Source organism: Trinickia sp. LjRoot230 (assembly GCF_964253315.1).
In the GTDB taxonomy this organism is placed as follows: Bacteria; Pseudomonadota; Gammaproteobacteria; order Burkholderiales; family Burkholderiaceae; genus Trinickia.
Window position 1 is genome coordinate 873,462 of the sequence record NZ_CAXUQX020000002.1, and the last position, 19,616, is coordinate 893,077.

The 19,616-nt window shown below is 60.1% G+C and carries 17 protein-coding genes; 4 read left to right on the top strand and 13 right to left on the bottom strand.

Going from position 1 to position 19,616, the window contains the following annotated elements; all coding sequences use genetic code 11:
• Positions 1-117 precede the first annotated feature (117 nt).
• From ACSQ20_RS22920 to ACSQ20_RS22935, 4 genes are all read right to left on the bottom strand, one after another.
• The gene (locus ACSQ20_RS22920) at positions 118-243 is read right to left on the bottom strand and encodes a hypothetical protein (RefSeq protein WP_436024523.1); all 126 of its coding nucleotides are present in this window, start codon (positions 241-243) and stop codon (positions 118-120) included.
• A gap of 181 nt (positions 244-424) precedes the next feature.
• Complete coding sequence (locus tag ACSQ20_RS22925; RefSeq protein WP_436024525.1) at positions 425-907, bottom strand: RES family NAD+ phosphorylase; 483 nt, start codon at positions 905-907, stop codon at positions 425-427.
• Entirely contained in the window at positions 904-1,503 is a 600-nt protein-coding gene (parS, locus tag ACSQ20_RS22930) for a type II RES/Xre toxin-antitoxin system antitoxin (RefSeq protein ID WP_436024527.1), read from the bottom strand. Before parS ends, ACSQ20_RS22925 begins: the two co-directional genes overlap by 4 nt.
• Positions 1,504-1,656: 153 nt before the next feature.
• A complete protein-coding gene (locus tag ACSQ20_RS22935; protein ID WP_436024529.1) occupies positions 1,657-2,574 on the bottom strand; it encodes a nitrilase-related carbon-nitrogen hydrolase in 918 nt (305 codons plus the stop codon).
• A gap of 132 nt (positions 2,575-2,706) precedes the next feature.
• Between ACSQ20_RS22935 and ACSQ20_RS22940 the strand changes: the two genes are divergently transcribed.
• From ACSQ20_RS22940 to ACSQ20_RS22950, 3 genes are all read left to right on the top strand, one after another.
• Positions 2,707-3,588 (top strand): LysR family transcriptional regulator, encoded by an 882-nt coding sequence (locus ACSQ20_RS22940; protein WP_436024531.1) that lies wholly within the window; start codon positions 2,707-2,709, stop codon positions 3,586-3,588.
• A 396-nt stretch (positions 3,589-3,984) separates the two neighbouring features.
• On the top strand, positions 3,985-4,881 hold the full coding sequence (locus tag ACSQ20_RS22945) for a YihY/virulence factor BrkB family protein (RefSeq protein WP_436024533.1): 897 nt from the start codon (positions 3,985-3,987) through the stop codon (positions 4,879-4,881).
• A gap of 216 nt (positions 4,882-5,097) precedes the next feature.
• Positions 5,098-6,258: a porin gene (locus ACSQ20_RS22950; RefSeq protein ID WP_436025829.1), complete on the top strand. Its 1,161-nt coding sequence runs from the start codon at positions 5,098-5,100 to the stop codon at positions 6,256-6,258.
• Between the two features lie 180 nt (positions 6,259-6,438).
• Here ACSQ20_RS22950 and ACSQ20_RS22955 read toward each other — a convergent pair whose 3' ends face one another.
• The 6 genes from ACSQ20_RS22955 to ACSQ20_RS22980 form a co-directional block, all read right to left on the bottom strand.
• A complete protein-coding gene (locus ACSQ20_RS22955) occupies positions 6,439-6,885 on the bottom strand; it encodes an HU family DNA-binding protein (protein ID WP_436024535.1) in 447 nt (148 codons plus the stop codon).
• A gap of 224 nt (positions 6,886-7,109) precedes the next feature.
• Entirely contained in the window at positions 7,110-9,218 is a 2,109-nt protein-coding gene (locus tag ACSQ20_RS22960; RefSeq protein WP_436024537.1) for a phosphocholine-specific phospholipase C, read from the bottom strand.
• A gap of 195 nt (positions 9,219-9,413) precedes the next feature.
• Positions 9,414-9,737, bottom strand: a complete 324-nt coding sequence (locus tag ACSQ20_RS22965) for a hypothetical protein (protein ID WP_436024539.1) — start codon at positions 9,735-9,737, stop codon at positions 9,414-9,416.
• 27 nt (positions 9,738-9,764) lie between these two features.
• Entirely contained in the window at positions 9,765-10,442 is a 678-nt protein-coding gene (locus tag ACSQ20_RS22970; protein WP_436024541.1) for a hypothetical protein, read from the bottom strand.
• A 226-nt stretch (positions 10,443-10,668) separates the two neighbouring features.
• Positions 10,669-11,550 carry a UTP--glucose-1-phosphate uridylyltransferase GalU gene (gene galU, locus ACSQ20_RS22975; RefSeq protein ID WP_436025831.1) on the bottom strand — a complete coding sequence of 294 codons (882 nt, stop codon included), beginning with the start codon at positions 11,548-11,550 and terminating at the stop codon, positions 10,669-10,671.
• Between the two features lie 61 nt (positions 11,551-11,611).
• The gene (locus tag ACSQ20_RS22980) at positions 11,612-11,773 is read right to left on the bottom strand and encodes a hypothetical protein (protein ID WP_436024543.1); all 162 of its coding nucleotides are present in this window, start codon (positions 11,771-11,773) and stop codon (positions 11,612-11,614) included.
• Between the two features lie 247 nt (positions 11,774-12,020).
• On the opposite strand from ACSQ20_RS22980, the gene ACSQ20_RS22985 reads away from it, so the two are divergent.
• Positions 12,021-13,253 carry an acyltransferase family protein gene (locus tag ACSQ20_RS22985; RefSeq protein WP_436024545.1) on the top strand — a complete coding sequence of 411 codons (1,233 nt, stop codon included), beginning with the start codon at positions 12,021-12,023 and terminating at the stop codon, positions 13,251-13,253.
• 48 nt (positions 13,254-13,301) lie between these two features.
• Here ACSQ20_RS22985 and ACSQ20_RS22990 read toward each other — a convergent pair whose 3' ends face one another.
• From ACSQ20_RS22990 to ACSQ20_RS23000, 3 genes are read right to left on the bottom strand one after another with little or no spacing between them, the layout of a single operon-like run.
• Entirely contained in the window at positions 13,302-15,755 is a 2,454-nt protein-coding gene (locus ACSQ20_RS22990; RefSeq protein WP_436024547.1) for a glycosyltransferase family 4 protein, read from the bottom strand.
• Positions 15,752-17,218 (bottom strand): oligosaccharide flippase family protein, encoded by a 1,467-nt coding sequence (locus ACSQ20_RS22995; RefSeq protein ID WP_436025833.1) that lies wholly within the window; start codon positions 17,216-17,218, stop codon positions 15,752-15,754. The genes ACSQ20_RS22990 and ACSQ20_RS22995 overlap by 4 nt, the downstream gene beginning before the upstream one ends.
• A 14-nt stretch (positions 17,219-17,232) precedes the next feature.
• The gene (locus ACSQ20_RS23000; RefSeq protein WP_436025835.1) at positions 17,233-19,560 is read right to left on the bottom strand and encodes a hypothetical protein; all 2,328 of its coding nucleotides are present in this window, start codon (positions 19,558-19,560) and stop codon (positions 17,233-17,235) included.
• Positions 19,561-19,616 lie beyond the last annotated feature (56 nt).

The following is a 19,616-nucleotide window of genomic DNA, read 5'->3' on the forward strand; positions in this document are numbered from 1 at the left end:
TACGCTGGGATGATCGGGCGATCCAAGGAATCGAGCAGCGCTCAGGAAACCTGAACGTTTTTGGAACGCACGAAAAAGACGCGACGGCAGCGAAGCTGCGCGTCGCGTGTCGCACGGTCAAAGCAAGGTGATGTGCCGCAGATCGACGGTGCGGCGATAGATGTTCTTACCGAGCCAAGGCACGTAGGTGTATTCGTCGTAAGCGTTGCTGCCAATAAAAAGCCATGTGCTCAGCCGGAACATCTTGGTCTCCGATAACACGCTGCTCGTTGCGAATTTGCGTGGAGCATGTATCGCAGATTAAACGCTTGCCGAGCCCAACACCATTCTGCCCTCGGATGAACGGGGCAAACGGAGGTATGAGAGGGTTTGCTCTGCGGTTGTCATTGCGGTGTGGTGCGCCGGCCTGCCCAGGGGCGTAACGTCAGGTCCATACCCGCGCATCGTAGGTCCATTTCCGCAGCTTGATCGCAGTAATTGCGCGTGCGTCTGCGTGAGCAGGGTTGATCAGCACGTTCAGTTCTTCGCGAACGATGACGGAGGGCACGCATAAAAGGGCCGATGCACTCGTATCGGCAAGCCACCGCCGTCCGAGATCGAGGCTGACTTTGCCTGCCGGAATCGCGTCCCAGCCGACGGGCGCTGTTTGCGCCGTCATGATTTGCGCGCGCTGCCAGACTTTGTCGGGCACGTCGAGGCGTACGAGGTAGCGATTCAATGGAAGGTCACCACCGGCAAGATGGACAATAGTCTCGAGGCACGCAAGCGCGACACTCGACGCGGCGTACACTACCGCTTCGCCTTTGCGATTCCAGCGCCCGCCGGACTGCTTTGCGCCTACGCCATTCATATCATCAGCCGCGTATTCGGGCGTATCGGTCGCAATCCGCCAAAACGCAACCGTCATGCGTACGCCCCGCTCTGAAGCTTCGCGAGCACACTGCTTACTACCTCCTGCCCTGCCACGGTGTCCATCAGTTCGGCTGGACGCCGCCCACCGAGGGATGGATTCGGGCGATCGAGCCACTGACCGACCCAGTGAGCAGCGTCAAAGCCAGCGGGCTCGCCGGACTGCTCGACCATGGTCTGGACCTGACCGATCAGCTTGGACAAGCCAATCAGCCGCTCGGCCTGCTCTGTCGAGAGGTTTTGATGTGCTTTCGCCTTGCGATCGATCGTGGCACGAGGCAAGCCCAGCGCCTTCATCAGTTGCTCTTTACTGGTATCCAAGCGATCGGCGAGGTCGACTACGTTGATCGCACCTACCCCTTTCTTGATCCACTCGATCCGCTCCATCGGCGCTGCCTGATAGACGCCGATGAAGTCGAAGAGATGCAGTTCGGCTACGGTTGCGGGTTTGGCACGTTTCGGGGCCTTTTTGAGAGATGCCCCGGCAGGCTCCAGCATTGGGCCGCGTCGCCCACCACGGGTCACTTCAGTCGCGGTCGGTCTTGAGGAGATTTTCTTGCCGACCGCGCGCTTCTCGCTAACCGTTATTGCCATAACGCCCTCTTATCAAATGAGTGTTTATTGTAGCTCATTTGAGTAGTGCGTTTGCCGGTGAAATGATAGAGCAATGTTTGCCGGACATCGAGATCCTGCGCTCAATTGGCCTGCGCACAAGCTTTGCCGTCGCACACCAACCACCGCGCGAGATCACCGCACCCGCGGCGTAATCGCAAAACTCACCGCGATGCTGCCCCTCGCGCCGCCGTGTCGGCTCACCCTCTGCTGCCCGCTCGCGAGCACACCATAGAGGTCCGGCCGTCGAGTCGATAACCAATGCCGGCCGGGGCTCGTTTCAGCAAGATGCGGGTCGATCCGCGCTTGCGCGATCATTCGCTCGCTGCCGTCAGCACTTGCCACAATCCGCCCGCATGGATCGACGATCATCGCTTTACCGTTGGCACCCGCACTGCCCGCCACATCGTCAGCACTACTAACGATCACGAACATCCCGTTATCGGCTGCTCGGCTCGGCATCGACTGAAAAAGCCATTCGACGTCCGCTTGTTCCAGGCGGTCAACGCTTCTGTCGTAGTTGTGACAGTTCTGATACGCGCCACCGCTGGACCGATGCGGTGCCACCAGCACCGTTGCCCCCATCAGCGCGGCCGCGCGCGTATTGTCGAGCAAATGGTTGTCGCCGCCGGTCAGTATGCCGATGCGCAGGCCCCACTGCGTGTCGAACACTGTGTGATGATCGCCGCGGCTCAAATGCGGATGCTCCGCGGGATAAAGCTTGCGGTGACAATGGCACGCACCGTCCGGCAAACAGATCGCATAGCTGTTGAAAAGCCGGCCATCCGGCGCGCGCTCTATCCAACCGACGCCGGCCCCCACCCCGGTCTTCTCGACTGCTGCGCGTACCAAGCGAATCGAGCGTCCATCGACTGGTTCTGCCAGCGCAGCAAGGTCCGTCCGTCGTTCAGCCGATATGCCGACCGCCGGCGTCATGTTCAACTCCGGAAACACAGCGAGATCAATGCCGGCGCGCGCGGCTTCATCGAGCCGGTCGGCTACGAACGAGATATCACCAGATGCGCGCTGCCCATCGTTGTCGATAAAAGGCATTGCCGCAATATGCAGGCGCGAGGAACAAGCGGTGGACATGAGGCGCAACCCAGAAAGAATCGATAGGTCATTGAAGCCCATGCCATTCAATAAGTAAAATGAATGTTTCGATCGATCAAATAACTTTGTGGAATGGATATCAAACTGCTGAAGACGTTCCTGACAGTAGCTGAGCTGCGCCACTTCAGCCGCGCAGCCACTGCTTTGCATATGAGCCAGCCTGCGCTGAGCAAGCAGATCGGCGCGCTCGAAGCGAGCCTCGGCGGCAGGCTGTTCGAGCGAGGCAGACATGGCGCCGAACTGACCGCGTTCGGCGAAGGTTTCCTGCCTGATGCCGAGACGCTCGTGCACGACGCCGACGACCTCCTCGCCCGGGCGCGCGAAGCAGCGAGCGGCCGGTCCGGGCAGTTGCGCATCGGCATGTGCCTTTCGGTACTGAACATCGTGCCGCGCCTCATCAGCGAGTTTAGAAAGCTGCATCCGAACGTCGGCATCACGCTATACGACCTCTCGTCGGCCGAGCAAAGCCGGCGTCTTTTTGCGGGCAAACTCGACGTGGGGTTCATGCGTTTGCCGGCAGCCGTTGGACTTTCGTCGTTTCGTGTAATCGATGAAGGGCTGGCCCTCGCAGTGCCCGCGCACACCCGTTACAAACGACTCCCGTCTGATCTGAACGTGCTCAATGAGTTGGGGTTCATCGCGCTGGCACGCGGGCGAGGGCCAGGGCTCGCGGCGCAGGTCGAACGTTGGTGCAACGAGCGGCGCTTCGCTCCGCAGGTGACACAACGGGCTGACGACATTCAATCGGTACTGACGTCGGTGGCCGCCGGTGTCGGCGCGGCGTTCATTCCGTCGCGCGCGCAGCATCTGCTGCGCGACGCCACGGTACTGCAATTGCGTGGCAAACACGCAACGTGGCGTGTAGGGCTTGCATGGCGCTCGGCCGGCGACGATCCGGTAGCCGCACGATTCGCTTCGTTCATTCGGGCAGCGATCAAGCGCAACCTCGGGTAGCACCACTTGCAAAACGGGCACTGGCGCAATGCTCGAGCTTGCCCGCTCCATTACGCGTTTCGCATCGTTTTGGATTCCTCGGACCCGTTCACGCGCCCGCCACGGCGGAAGCCGTAGATATCGCAGTGCAACATGACGGAACTGGCATGGCCCCTGCGAGATGAGTAGTACGCGATAACGCGATGTGCAGCTTTGCATGGGACCAGAGTAGACGCTAAAGCGCCAACTCTGGTCGACCGCTTTGCATGGGACCAGAGTAGGCGCTAAAGCGCCAACTCTGGTCGACCGCTTTGCATGGGACCAGAGTAGGCGCTAAAGCGCCAACTCTGGTCGACCGCTTTGCATGGGACCAGAGTAGGCGCTAAAGCGCCAACTCTGGTCGACAGGGGAAACGCGATGACTACAGTCTTGCTGCGCGGTTCACGCGACATCGTTCGCCGCGAATGCGCATGCCTATTCGATGCCGTCACGCATTTCAGCGAACACCGCTGCACGACGATGGCAGCAGGCATCGCTTTTTACTCGGCTTTTTCGCTTGCGCCATTGCTCGTCATGGTGATCGCGGTCGCCGGCTGGTTCTTCGGCGCGGATGCGATACGCGGTGAAATTTTCGATGACGTTCATCAATTGATTGGCGATGACGCTGCCGCCGCGGTGCAGATGATCGTCGCCAACGCCCGAACGCACAGCGGCACGGGCGGTTTCGCCGCCTTCGTTTCGTTCGCCGCGCTTGCGCTCGGCGCCTCGGCCACGTTCGCCGCGCTCAATAGCGCGTTGTCAATGGTCTGGCCAAGCGGCGCGGCAAGCCGCCTGTCCAGCGTCGTCGCACTCGTCAAAGTCAGGCTCATCTCGTTCGGGCTCGTACTCGGCGTCGCATTCCTCGCGATCGTCTCGCTCGTGCTGGACACGGTTATCTCGTTCGTCGGCGAATGGCTATGGGGAGGAACCTCTTACGCAGCAATCGGGGATGTACTCCAATTGACTTTCGGACTCGCCGTGCTGGCGTTGTCTTTCGCTGCATTACTCAAGTTCCTGCCCGACGCACACGTCCAGTGGCGCGATGCGCTGACGGGCGGGACCATGGCTGCGCTGCTTTTCACCGGCGGCAAGAAGCTCTTCGCGCTCTATCTAGCGCATGCCGGCATGGCCAATGCCTTTGGCGCGGCAGGTTCGCTGGCCGCGCTGTTGATGTGGCTCTATTTCTCGGCCGCTGTCCTGTTATTGGGCGCGGAGTTCGGCGCAGCACGCGACCGGCAGCGGCGGGCGCAGCGGGCCGCAACCGTCCACAGATAACGCCAGCCGTGCGCGCAGCCTTGCCTCTCATTATTAACTAATATGAAATTATTAATCCCACATTTCGCAACAGTGCGCAAAATCGGCTCGTCGCCCTAGATTCGGCACTGTTTCCTTTTTGAGACACTTTTGTTTTTTTCGGTTCGTCCGCGCGAGGACATTGGGCTATTCTGCGTTCCGCAACACAGCTTTCATAATCGTTCGCGTGGAGAAATGATGAAAAAAATCGCACTGTCGACGCTCTCGCTCGCACTGCTTGGCGCTGCTGGCGCTGCTCATGCACAAAGCAGCGTGACGCTTTATGGCGTCATCGACGAGTCGCTCACGTACGTGAATCACCAATCTGGCAAGGACAACGGATGGTCCGTCGGCAACGGCAACCTGTCGGGTAGCCGTTGGGGCCTCAAGGGTCAAGAAGACCTTGGCGGTGGACTCGCCACGATTTTCCAATTGGAAAACGGCTTCAACACTAGCGACGGCACGCTCGGCCAAGGTGGCCGCGAATTCGGTCGCCAGGCTTTCGTCGGCCTGCAAAGCGCCCAGTTCGGTACAGTGACGTTGGGCCGTCAGTACGATCCGCTCGTCGACCTGGTTCAAGGCATCACGGCTGACAACTACTTCGGCAGCGTGTTCGCAACAGCTGGCGACGTGGACAACTACGACAACAGCTCGCGCACGAACAACGCGATCAAGTACTTGTCGCCGAACTACGGTGGCTTCCAGTTCGAAGGCATGTATGCGCTGGGCGGCGTTGCCGGCAAGACGGGCGCGGCACAAACGTGGTCGGTGGCTGCGGCTTACAACAACGGCCCGCTCGGCGTTGCTGCTGGCTACTTCAAGGCTGACAACAACAACGGCGCACGCGTCGCGACGGCCTCCGGTGGCGGCTGGAACGGTACGTCGGGCGGCACGTTCGATGGCCCGATCAACATCGGCTACCAAACGGCGAAGTCGATCAACATCGCTCGCGTGGCTGCGCAGTACACGCTCGGCGCTGTGACGTTCGGCGCGGGTTACAGCAACTCGCAGTACAAGTCGGATGGCTGGTCGGCATTTGGTTCGACCGAGAAGTACAACACGGCTCAGGGCTTCGTGAACTATCAGTTCACGCCGGCACTGCTGGCTGGCCTCGGCTACAGCTACACGAAGTCGAGCGGCGATACGTCGGCTAAGTACCACCAAGTTTCGCTGGGCACGGACTACTCGCTGTCCAAGCGCACGGACGTCTACCTCGTTGGCGCATGGCAACATGCAAGCGGCGAAACGCGTACGGCCGGTGGTGCTGTCGTTGGCGCGCAAGCGTCGGTTGGTTCGTACGGCTTTGCCGGCACGAACAACCAAGCGATCGTCAACCTCGGTATTCGCCACAAGTTCTAATTGGTTCGACGACCGATCGCGACTGCTGGCGGTATTTAGCAGTCCGAAGCAATATCAAGCCGGCCGGGAGCGATCCCGGCCGGTTTTTTCGTTTGTGGGCTTGCACATGAAAAAACCCCACGGGCGAATCGCCGGTGGGGTTCGATTGAAAACCGCGGTGCGGCTTGCAGTTTTGCGGTTTTACGCCGAAGCCGCGTCCTTCAGCTTCTTCAATGCGCGTGCCTTGATGCGCACCGAGGCGGGCTTGGCCGGAAACCAACGGTCCTCGCCCGTGAACGGGTCCTTGCCGAAGCGCTTTTTCTTCGCCGGCACTGCCTGCACGACGATCTTGAGCAGACCCGACAGCGTGAACTCGCCCGCGCCCTTCTTGTGCACCGTGCCGAGGATCGTGTCCTCGAGCGCAGCCAGCACCGCCTTCACCGATTTCGGCTCGACAGCCGAACGCTCCGCGAGATGGGCAGCCAGCGAGGCCTTCGTGAAGGTGTCCTTGATCGGCGACGCTGCGCCGGACGCCTTCACGGCGACCTTCTTAGCCGCTACTTTCTTTGCGGGCACTTTCTTCGCGGCTGCTTTCTTCGCCGATGCAGCGACAGCCTTTTTCGCAACCTTCTTTGCGGAAGTCGACATGTTTCTCCTACCTGTTGGTCGTTGAACGCATGAAGCACACACGAACGATGTGCGTTGCTTCAACGCCGGATTCTACAAGCGCCGTGCGCCTTAATGCATCTGTTTTATGCAAGACCGGCCTTTTGCAAGCAGGATTTGTTGCATTCGACAGACTCCGGGCTATCGGTAAGCCGCTCAATCGACGAAAAGCAGGTAGGTCCACATAGGGCCAACCCGATGCGCATTCACAACATACCAAGCCCCGGATCGCTCATGCTGCTGCGGCCTGTTTCGACATGCCCGGCGAGCGCACGCTCGAACAGCGGGTCATCATCGACGCTGACGACCAGGTCATACCAGCCGTGAAAAGCACGTAAGTCGACATAAACATCGGCTACGTCACCGCCGGCTACACGACGTTTGATCGTGGCGCCCCCGTAGGCATCGACGATCGTGAAGTCGCATACACCGGTGCCGAGGTTCTTGAGCCGCAAGCTGATATTGCCGTTCGCAACGTCGTAAGCCTCCTTCACTTCCGGCACCGGCGTGCCGGTGGTCCACCAATGCAGCGCCTTCGTCTTTCCCTTGAAGCGCCGAAAAAAACCGTTCGGGCCGTGCAGCGTGTATCCATAGCTGCCGTCGGGGTCGAGCAACAGATCGTCAACGAGGCGCGTATGACCACCGAGTGCGTAGGCGCGCGGCGCGTTGCCGCCGCCGATCCGATAAACGAGAAAAGCCGCGCCCGCCTCCCCCCGATTGACAAACTCGATTCGCAAAGCATGCTGATCCCCCAGCGCATGCCCCTGTGCGAAAAGCTCATAGGCGAGCGCTCGCGCCGGCCGTACACCCGGCTCTTGCTCCGGCATCGATTGTTCGACGGGCGGCAGCGGCAAATAGCCGAAGCGGCGTTCGTGATCGGGTGGTATGTAGCCCGCCGTGCCCGGCAAGGTTGGAAACGTTTCATTCGGATGTGCGAAATCGAATGCGCTAGTGAGGTCCCCGCACACCGTTCGGCGCCACGGCGTGATATTCGATTCGCGCAAGTTGCCGACACGATCGAATCGTCGTTCGATGAAGCGGATGATGGACGTATGGTCGAATGTCTCGGAGCATACCCATCCGCCCTTCGACCACGGCGAGACCACGAGCATCGGCACGCGCGGGCCGAGACCGTAAGGACCGGCAGACTTGCCGGACGCGCCGCCGAAGTATTCGTTCGCCGTATCGACGCTCGAACGACCCACCGCGTCGGACCATGGCGCGAACGGCGGGGCAACGTGATCGAAGAATCCGTCGTTCTCGTCATAGACGATGAACAGCGCCGTTTTGCTCCATACCGACGGGTTCGACGTCAGCACCTGCAGCACTTGGTCGATGTACCAAGCCCCGTAGTTCGCGGGCCAGTTCGGATGCTCCGAATAAGCTTCCGGCGCCACGATCCACGAGACCTGCGCCAATGTGTTATTCCGCACGTCGGCCTTTAGGACATCGAAATATCCGCCGCCGGCCGCGACGTTCGTTCCGGTGCGCGCTCGATCATAAAGCGGGCTGCCGGGCCGTGCATTGCGATATTGATCGAAGTACAGCAGCGAATTGTCGCCGTAGTTGCCAATGAACGCGTTCTTCGTCCACCCCCATGCGCCGTTTGCATCGAGCCCCGTGCCGATGTCTTGATAGACCTTCCAGGAAATGCCCGCGCTTTGCAGCCGCTCAGGATAAGTCGACCATGAGTAGCCTGCCTCGGCGTTGTCGATCACCGGGCCCCCTCCGTTGCCGTCGTTGCCGATGCCGCCCGTCCACATGTAATAGCGGTTGGGGTCGGTCGGCATCATGCCCGAGCAGTGATAGCCATCGCAGATCGTAAAGGCATCGGCCAGTGCGTAATGAAACGGGATGTCTTCGCGTGTCAGATAGGCCATCGTCGTCGGGCCTTTGGAAATGATCCATTGGTCGTAACGGCCATCATTCCATGCGAGCTGAGTCGTCGCCCAATCATGCAACAGCCCTTGCATGTATTGCATGCCCAGATTCGGCGCACCGGGGCGAAAAGGTGTCAACTGGCCAAGCCCCGCGACGAACGGCTGATACCAGACGGCTTTGCCGTTGGGCAGTGTGATCGCACGACGGTCTCCGTAGCCGCGCACGCCGCGCAGTGCGCCGAAGTAGTGGTCGAACGAGCGGTTTTCCTGCATCAGGATGACGATATGCTCGATATCGTTGATGCTGCGTGTCGCATCGTTAGCGGGAATGGCGAGCGCATTGCGGATACCGGCAGGCAATGCGCCCATCGCGGCAGCAGCGCCGGTTGCTCGCACGGCGGCACGCAGGAAATTACGGCGGCTTGTCGAAGTCATAAGCAGTGCTAATGAAGTGCGACGTTGAAAGCGGCAGCATGCGCGTAATCACGAGACGCTGTGCATTCTGCCGGGCGGAGTGATCAGCGACGTTATGGACCAATTGCAGGCACATCGCAATCCGCACAAGCCGTCTTAGAGGAGAGTAATGAGATAGGAAACGGCGAAAACGTTCTTTGCCGCTGCGCTTTCGAATCAGTCCGCAGTGTGCATGACCGGCGGCAACAAGATATCGGAAGCAGGCACGACAGTGGCGGAGGCAGAGGGAGCCGCACCGAAGCGTTGAGCGAGTGCCGGCTTGCGCGTGGGCTCGTCACTGGAACGGGACGTGCGCGCGCTTGCGTCGGTGTCTATGCCCGGCAGCGTCGGCACATGCGGCTTGCCACCTGTAGCGGCATCCGCTTGACCGTCACCGTTGTCGCAACCGGCGAAGGCGAAGGCAAAGCAGATCGGTGCGAAGACAACAAGCCATGAGCGCCTGCGTTGATATCGAACAGCGTTCGAGCATCGCCATTCCATTGCCCCTCCCTCGCGTTCGAATTGCGCTTAGGCACGCTTGACCGATTTAAAGAAACTGCTAAGGTTGCTGGGCGGCAATTCTTCGAAGCGCAGTCTTTCCTGCGTCAGTCCATCCGGTCCATACTCCTCCGACGACACGCGTCTAAGTGCTTGTTGGTACGAGCCATCCGGAACGGCAAGCGTAACCTTCGCCCTCGTCTCGCGTTGGAGCGCCAGGTTAAGCGCAACGAGCACCCTCAGCAGGTCCAAGTTGGGGCCGCCCTCGCAATGCCCTAAATCAATGGACACGTGGCAGTTTTCGGTCAGAAGTGTAGGCAATTGCTGCCAATCGACAAGGAGTTTCCCATTGACCGAAATTGTGACTTCTTCGCCAGCGGAGCTGCTCATCCCGCAGAGTTGATAGAGGCTGTCAAACGTGCCGGGCAATGCGTGGCCGGCAGCGGCTAAAGCGGTGGCTGGTGCGGGCTCCGCAGCAGGAGTATCAGCGGCCGAGCACGGTTCGGTCACAGGGTGAGATGGTTCGGCAGGCTGTGCCGAGGCACCCCGTTGTGCGCGCAGCCCCACGGCGTTCATCAAGTGCCCCAATGCACCGAGCGGTTTCGGGGGCTTGCCTGGGCCCGCAGCCGCTTGCCCGCCTTCTTGCTCGGACGGCTGCCCGACGCCATATTCATCGGGGAAGTGCCCATCGCCGTTAGTGACATGCATTGTGTTCTCCTGTGTATGCGTGACGCCGACAAACCTTCGTGGCTGATTGCTACGCGGTTGGCTACGAAGTTGGCTGACAACAGGAAACGTACTCTACGCGAGAGAGGAATGCCGACGGGTGGGGTCGCGAAATCGTCGCATCGGCAACGAAACCGCATGCTCAACGTAAAAGCGGCGCGCTATGCAAAGCGCGCCGCTCTCCAGGAACAAGCAAACAATCAATCGGTCAGGAAATCAGCTGCGTCATCGACTCGCGAAGATAAGCGTCGAACGGCGCGCCAATCTCCGGATGCCGCAGTGCAAATTCGACCGTCGCCTTCAGATACCCGAGCTTGCTGCCGCAATCGAAGCGGGTGCCGTAATAACGATAGGCCAGCACTTGTTCCTCGCTGAGCAGCGAATGCAGCGCATCGGTCAACTGCAGTTCGCCCTGCACCCCGGCCTCCAACTTGCGCAGATGCGAGAAGATGCTCGGCATCAGCACATACCGCCCGACGACGCCAAGGTTCGACGGCGCCGATTCCGGCGACGGCTTCTCGACAATCCCCGACAGCTTGAAGATGTCTTCTTCCCACTCGCGGCCCTCGACGACGCCGTATGAGCGGCTGTCTTCGCGAGCAATGGCTTCCACTCCGACAATCGAGCTGTGATAGTGGTTGAACACGTCGATCATCTGCTTCATCACGGGTTGCTCGCTGTAGAGCAAGTCGTCGGCGAGGATCACCGCGAACGGGCTATCCGCTACGAGTTTCTCCGCGCACATGACCGCGTGACCGAGCCCACGCGCAGCAGGCTGACGCACGTAAAAGCAATCGACGTGGCTCGGCTTGATGTTGCGCACAAGGTCGAGCAGCTTGTCCTTGCCACGCGCTTCGAGTTCCGCCTCGATCTCATATGACGTATCGAAGTGATCTTCGATGGCGCGCTTGCTGCGACCGGTCACGAAGATGAGCTCGGTCATCCCGGCCTCTATTGCCTCCTCCACCGCATATTGAATCAGCGGCTTATCAACAACTGGCAGCATCTCCTTCGGGCTCGCCTTGGTAGCCGGCAAAAACCGCGTACCCAAACCCGCCACCGGAAACACCGCTTTGGTGACTTTCAACATCATGCGTCCCCTTTTGGGAAGTCGTTATATGAAGGCTCCACGAAGAAATTCGAAAAGAAGATCAAACCCGCTCCATTGCTTGCTCCGCATCGTGCACCGCGGAGCGATCACCATGTATTGCGCCAAAGCGCATCGCCCTGTCGTTCTCGAGCGCTTCGCGATACGCTGAGACGGCGACGAGAATCAAGAGCACGGCAACGCCGGCTAGCCAGTGCAAATCCATAACGTGACTCCATTAGCGACTTGTCGTGGAATCAAGTTAACACGAAAAAACGCGACAATAATCGCCGGGCCCACAGGGCGGATTTTTTAACCGCTCGTTCGAATAGCTATCGAATGCAAATTGCCGGTTGTTAATTCACGCTTTTGGTGGATTTTTTTTGTTCTACGATAGGCCCGAATTCGGAATTTTTTATATTGGCATGACGTTGATCCGTCATTATTTCCGAAGCCATCGATCAGGACCCTGCATGAGCGATTCAGCATTTCGCGTCTCCGGCCCGCCCGCGGCCGCCTCTGCCACTAACCGCATCGATGCATCGCAAGCGGTCTCGGCAGCCAAGGAAACGTTTATCGATGCCATGCGCGGCGTGGCGGCAGTGCTCGTTGCCTACTTTCACTGCCGCCAGGTTACATGGATAGGCCTGCATCAGTTTCATGAAACGGTCGGATTCTCGCTGCACCCGGGCGTATTGCTGGGCTACCTGACGCTACCAATCGCATGGGGTTCGGCAGGTGTGTCGATTTTTTTCGTCATCAGCGGCTATTGCATCCATCGCGGCCCCGCCGCGCGCCTCTCGGTTGATCCTTCCTATCGGCTCGACACACCGATTTTCTGGGCGCGCCGCTTTGCCCGCATCTATCCGGTGCTTTTTGCCGCGCTGCTCGTCACGCTCGCGCTCGATTCGATCAGCCTCAGTCTGCCGCCCGTCAATCACAAGATCCTCGATATCGGCCCTAAGGCATTCCTGATCAGCCTCTTCTCGATGCAAGGCGTGCTGGCGCATCCCTATGGCTCGAATGGGGCGTTGTGGACGCTCGCGATCGAGGTGCAGTTCTACGTTGCCTACCCGCTGCTCTTCGCCGCGCGGCGCCGTTTTGGCATGCTGCCTGTGATGGCCGCCATTGCTGCCATCAACGTGGTTTCAGGCTATTTGCTGGAGCCGGTGTGGATCTATTTCTTCACATCGTATTGGCTATCGTGGACGCTTGGTGCCTACGTTGCCGAAATCCAGGCCACATCTTCCGATTTGTCGTTGACCGCACGCCAGACCGCGCTGTGGCGAGGCAGCGCATTATTGCTGGCCCTGCTCGGCTGTGCAGCATTTAATTACAGCTTTTACATTGGGCAATATATTGCGTTTCAACTCTGGGCGATCGGCTTCGCATGCTTGCTGCGCACGATGCTTGGCAGTGCCAAGCAAACCGCTCGTGCGCGCGACGGTATCGTGACGCGTATTTTTGCCGGGTGTGGGAACTTTAGTTATTCACTCTACGTTATTCATCTGCCGATCTTCATCTGCTTGCAGGCGATTTTCTTCCGCTCGGCGCTGCAGGTGTCGATCTGGCCGACGTTCGCGTTCATGCCGGTCGCGCTCGTCGCCGCCTATCTCTTCTATCGCTGCATCGAGCAACCGGCCATGCGCTGGTCAGCCAGCATCAAGCGACATAAAGGCAACGTGGCGCCGCGCGCAGCGGCATGAGGACGATTACACGGTTACCGGCCCACTCGAGGTGGGTCCGGTAACGAATCAACGCCGCCGGGCGGATGCCACGCGCGACAGGATGCGTTTCACACCGTCGACATAAGTGCGCGTGCCAAAGCGCCGACGCGCAACGTCATAACCGCTTTCGACGAGGCGCGTGCGCAACTGCGCATCGGTTCGCAACCGCACGAGCGCCGCAGCCAGTGCAGGCGCGCTGTTGGGCTCGCACAGCAATCCGTTCAGGCCATCTTCGACGATCTCCGTCACCCCGCCTGCCCGCATCGCCACCACGGGCCGCCTGGCCAGCATCCCTTCGACGATCACACGGCCAAACGGCTCGGGCGCAATGGATGTATGCGCAACGACATCCATCGCGCGCATACAAGCCGCCACGTCGTCGCGAAAGCCGAGAAAGTGCACACGTCCAGCAAGATTATGCTCTGCAACGAAGGCCTTGAGCGTCGCTTCGTAGGCATGCTCGCCAAAGAGTGCCGCGCCGACGAGCGCCACATGCATAGCGGGATCGAGCAACGCGGCCTCGAGCAGCATATGCTGCCCCTTCCAGTGTGCAAGGCGGCTAAAGCATCCCACGATGAATGCGTCACGCGGCAGGCCGAGCCGTTCACGCAACGTGGCCTGCGAGATGTCGTCATATTGGCGAAACGGCCCTTCCGAAATGCCGTTGAACACGACATCGACGCGTTGAGCGCTGACCTTCGCCAGCTCGACGAACGCGCCCGCCGACGCAGCGGAGTTGGCGATGACATGATCGATCGCCAACCTGCCGCACCATTTGATCGCTATGCGCTGCAAGCGCCCGAAATGCTCGGCACTGACGATATCGCGCAAATGCCAAACGACTGGCCGGCGCGCGAGCTTGCCCGCAAGTGCGCCGATGACCATCGCGCGCTGCGTGTTGGCATAAATCACATCGACGTCGCGTGCGCGCCTGGCCGTCTCGCGCACGAGCGAAGCGATGCCGCCCAACGCACCGAGCTTAGGCATTCCAGCTTGCTTGGTCACGCCGCGCAACGACGACGCATCGAGTACCTTCACTTCGATACCGGCATCTTCAAGTGCCAGGCGAAACGGCCCGTCGTCGAAGAGCACGACTTCGACGCATTCTTTCATCTGTCGCGCGAACTCGAGCAACGAAAGCTCGGCACCGCCGAGCACGCCAGTTTGATCGAGTGCGAGAATCTTGAGCTTCGACGCCGGGCTGCCGGCTTGAACGCCGACGTCCGATCCAACCGCGCCAGCAATAGCAACGGCTCCGATCGATCGTCGCGTGGCCCCGGGGCAGGCACGCTCGACATACGCCGCGAAGCGCTCGCGAAAGTGTGCAACCGAAAAGCGCTCGGCGTTCGCGCGACAATCGCGCGTCGAGAACCGGTGGCTATCGCGTTCGAAACCGGACACCGCGGCAATGATTGCCGCAGCATTCTGCTCGTAGAAAAAGAGCCCGGTGGGACGGCTTTGCGATAGATCACGCACGGTCTCGAGCGCGCCGCCCTTTCCATACGCAATCACAGGCGTACCGCATGCCTGTGCTTCGACCGGAGCAATGCCGAAATCCTCCTCGGCGGCGAAGACGAACGCTTTGGCACGGCGCATGTGGTCATGCAGTACGTCAAAGGGCTGGTAGCCCATGATTTCGACGTTCGGAGAAGCCTTCGCGCGCACAGCGCTCATTTCGGGACCATCGCCGATTACGACGAGCTTCTTGTCCGGCATGTGCGAAAAAGCTTCTACGATCAAATCGATCTTCTTATACGGCACGAGGCGCGACGCCGTCAGATAAAAATCCTCTTTGCGCTCGCCAATCGAAAACGACGCTACATCGACGGGCGGGAAGATGACCTGCGCATCGCGGTGATACACCTTCCTGATCCGCCGCGCGATGAACTGCGAATTGGCGACGAAATGATCAACGGAATTCGATGTGCGGATATCCCAATTGCGGATGTAATGCAACACGATACGAGCGAATGCCGAACGCAAGCCGCGTGTCAGGTTCGATTGTTCGAGGTATTGGTGCTGCAAGTCCCATGCATAGCGAATCGGCGAATGCACATAGCTGACATGAACCTGATCGGGGCCGGTCAGCACACCCTTCGCCACCGCGTGGCTGCTCGAAATCACCAGATCATAGGCACTCAAATCCAACTGCTCGATGGCGAGCGGCATGAGCGGCAAATAGGCGCGATAGCGCTTGTGCGCAAACGGCAGATGCTGAATAAACGAGGTGACCGCGCGCTTGCCGCGCAAGAAGCTTCGATCCTCGAGAAAATCGACGAGACTGAAAAGATCGGCCTCCGGAAAACACGCGATGATTTGTTCGAGCACGCGCTCGGCGCCGGCATACGTCACGAGCCAGTCATGCACGACGGCCACGCGCAGCGCGCGCGAAGCCGAGCCGGCAGCGGCCGGACGCCTGGGCTCGCTGATCGCAATCAGCGAGGCGGCATCGGTCGTGGCGGCGAGGGTTTCGTCGCTCATGCACTTCTCCTTGCATAAACGCGTACCAACAATGCGCGCGCGATGCCGCGCAGAGCAGGCGACGTTGTCATCGACCACGCGACATTCGCGCATGCCAGCCCCACGGCGAGCGCTGCGAGCGCGGCCAGACCGGTCACTGCATACGCGAGATAACCGGCTACGGCGAGAAAGGCTAGATGGCCAATCATGTCGAATAAGATAGGCCGCACACGGACGGACGACAGATAAAGCAATACGCCGTAATCAACGAACGAGCGCGCCACGACGATCACCGCTGCGCCCGTCAGACCAAAATGCGTAATGCCGAACATCAGAATGGCGGCAAAGAACGGCAACTCGATAATGCCGATCCACGCGGCTCGCGCTGGATCGATATGCGACTGGATCAACAAACGCGTAACGCCCGCTTGCCCGACGAGCCACACGCTGATGATCAGCACGCGGCCGACGTTGACCGAGGCCGCCGCAAGCTCACTGCCCACCCAAAGATTCAGAAACGGCCCGAGCGCGAGCATCGCGACAATCATGATCGGCGTAAAGACGCCGTTGAGAAATTCGAGCGACTGCCTCACAAGCACATCGGCATGATCGCGCTCGATGGCCGAGAGCCGCGGGAAAAGCGTACGCACCAGTGCATTGGGCAGCATGTTCAGACGCGTGACCAAATTCTGCGGCACTGTGTAGTACGTGACGTAACGCGCGCCGAGTCCGGCGCCGAGCAACACACGGTCCAACGTGTCGCCGACCATGATCGCCATGCTGGCGGCCAACATCCAGCCACCGAAGCGAAACAGCTCTTTCGCAAGCGCGAGCCGCGGCATCAGCACCCGATCGATTTCAAGGACGCGCATACTCGCGCGCGCAAGCAGGAGTGCCGCGATGCCGCGCGCAAGCACGGCCGCAGCGAGCACATTCGGCAGCGTTGGGCCGATGAGCCAGGCGGCACCAAGCGGCATCAGTTGAAAGAGGAACGTGCCAAGCGTTTGGTTGGTGTTGAAAATCCCGAAGCGTTCCGCACCATTGATCGCACCGGCGCACACCCACGAAATATTCGCGATCGGAATCGCGAGCGCAAGCCATGGCAATGCGTGATAGACCTCGCTGCGCAATACCGGCGTGACATGCGTGAAGTACGCCGTGTAGAGGTACCCACCGATATAAATAATGATGCCGCCCGCGATGCCCGTAAAAACATTCAACCAAAGCGCGCTCCAGAAAACGAGTGCGCTTTGCTGTTTGTCATTCGCGGCGAGCGCTTTCGAAATATGGTTTTGCGCGGCCATGCTCATGCCGAGATCAAGCACGCCGAAATAACCGATGAACGTCCACACGAGGCTCACCACGCCATATCGTTCGACGCCGAGCATCCTGATGTAGGTCGGCACAGTAACGAGCGAGACGAATGTCGGCAGCACCAACCCGAAGAAGTTGATGGCAACATTCTTGAGCATGCCCTTGTCCATCGAATGCCCTGTCGTCATCCCTTATCGACTCCGTCGCGTGCCGCTTGATTGACATCCCCTTTCTCTTTGTTCGGCTTCTTGCCCTTTTGCCCGCCGGCGGGCGGCGTCCACCGATACATCAGCACCTTGCCGCGCGCGTCTTCCTCGACGAAAACGAGGTATTCGCCGTTATCGCGCCGGTGCGCGCTGATGGCGTTGGCAACGTCGACGTGGCCCGATGCGTTACCGACTTCGGGGCCTGGTTTGATCACGCCGATTTCCTGACCCGTGTTGCGATCGAATACATGAACGTTGCCGATGAATTCGACGGCAAATACGTAGTCGCCGTCCTGCGTGACGCTCACGAGCGTGCGTCGCTCCTTGCCGGCCGGGTTCCACAGCAGTTGCGTCTGATAGCGCAGCACGGGCTTGCCCGTCGACCATGCGTCATAGCGCGCCAGCACGCGGCCAATTTCCTTCGGCACGTCGTTGCTGTTCGGCATCGCCTGATCGGTATATCCGGTGACATAAAGCGAATCGGTGCGCGTGTCGTAAATCGCCCGCTTGACGAATCGGAACGGCGCCGGCAGCGGATAAGTCGTCATCTTCTCGTACGAGTAGATGGGGTTGCCCGCACGATCGAGACCGCCAAAGCGCAGCCGATGAATGCGCGTGTCGTTGGCACGCCAGATGTCGCCCTTGGTATCGACCCACCAACCCCAGCCGCCCGCCAGCCGCTCGTCGGTATCGTTGCGCTGGAATTCCTGCGGATTGAACTTGCCGTCGCCGTTCCCATTGCGCCATATCCAATCGCCGCCCGGCGGTGCGGCCGTGACTGCATGCACCGGGCCGGGACGGCCTGCAATGAAGCCGGACGGGATCGCGGTTTCTCCATCATGCGGCGCATCGAAGCGATAAATCTTCAGGTGATCGGCGTACATGTCGGTGAGATAGAGGAATGTCCGGCCGTTCAACTGTCGCGCCATCGGCGTGCCGGGCCACTGGTCCATATGAAAGACCGTGTCCTCGGGATACTTGAATCGATTCGAAAGAAAGCCGACATATTTCCATTCGTGCCCGGGCGGCTTCGACCAATCGAATTCGAAGCGCTTGTTACCGGTATAGACGCTACTCTCTGGACGGGCCGGATCGACACACGCCCCATCGACGAAGAGCAGACCGTCGACTTGCCAGCGTTGCTGGCCATCAGGTGAATAGCTTTGCAGCGATGCACCGAGGCCCGCACCCGTGGAGCCGAGCTGGGGGCCGATGCCGTTCATCGAAACGTAGATGTTGCCGGCACTATCGACACCAACGCCGGTGAGCCCGTTGAATCGCAACGGCCCGGGGCGCCCATGCTCGCTTGGTTTGCCGGCCCAGATGCCGTAGCGCTGGCCGAAGGTATCGGTAAGTTCGTACTGCCCCGCCTTCGCAGCGGTAAAGATCAGCACTTGCTGACGCCAGCCGTTGTCGGCAACCAACAACCGCCCCTTGTTATCAAACGCCAAGTCGACCGCGACCGCATCTTCGGGCAACGCAACTTTGTCGGCCAACAGTTTGCCGTCAGCCGAATAATGAGCGATGCGCGGTGCGGGGCTGCTCAAACTGTCGGTCAACACCCACAACGTGCCATCCGATGCAAGCGCGATGCGCCCCGGCTCATGCACCTGCCATGATCCTTTTTGCTGCATCGTCTCGGCGTCGATCACGTCGATTTCGTTACGCGTCGTGTTGGCCGCGTACACGGTGCTGTCGCTGGCTGCCAGGCCGTAGATAGGCGCCTTGGTGCCTGCTGGCACGCGGTTGACCGCAAGAAAGCCGGCTGCAAGTTGCCCGTGGCCATCGTTGCGCGCAACCGTGCGGAACGGCATCGTTTTTTTCTCGTCGCCAACGGCACGCCGAGAAATGCCGAACCATTGTTCACCCGCGGCAGGCCACACGCCGTCGCCGACGAGCTTTCCGCGCTCGTTGCCGACCGCCATCGCAATGAAAACATAGCGCTTGTTGACAGCAACGGCGTCGCCGCCTGCCCGCCCCCAGCCATGCGTGCCGCCCGCGAACGAGAGCTGCTTGCCGTTCTGATAGACGCTCGCTTCGGCGCCACTCTCGTCCCACGGCGAGTTCGTATAGACCTTGCCGTCGGGCGAAACGGCAATCGCGGTGATATTGATCTGCGTCCAGCTACCTTGACCCGAATTGCCTGGGGCCGCATTGCCTGGCGCCGCACTGCCTGGGGCCGCACTGCGTGCGCCGAAGCCGAAAGTGTTGCCGATCCACGATGTGGTGACCGACAGGCTCTTTTCAGCCTCGCCGTTTTCGGCCGCGCGCGCGGACAACCCGGCGACGGCTGCACAGATTCCAATCACGACGGCGGTCAGCGCCAATGCCGGGCGGGACAGGACACGCAACAAGGGGCCTC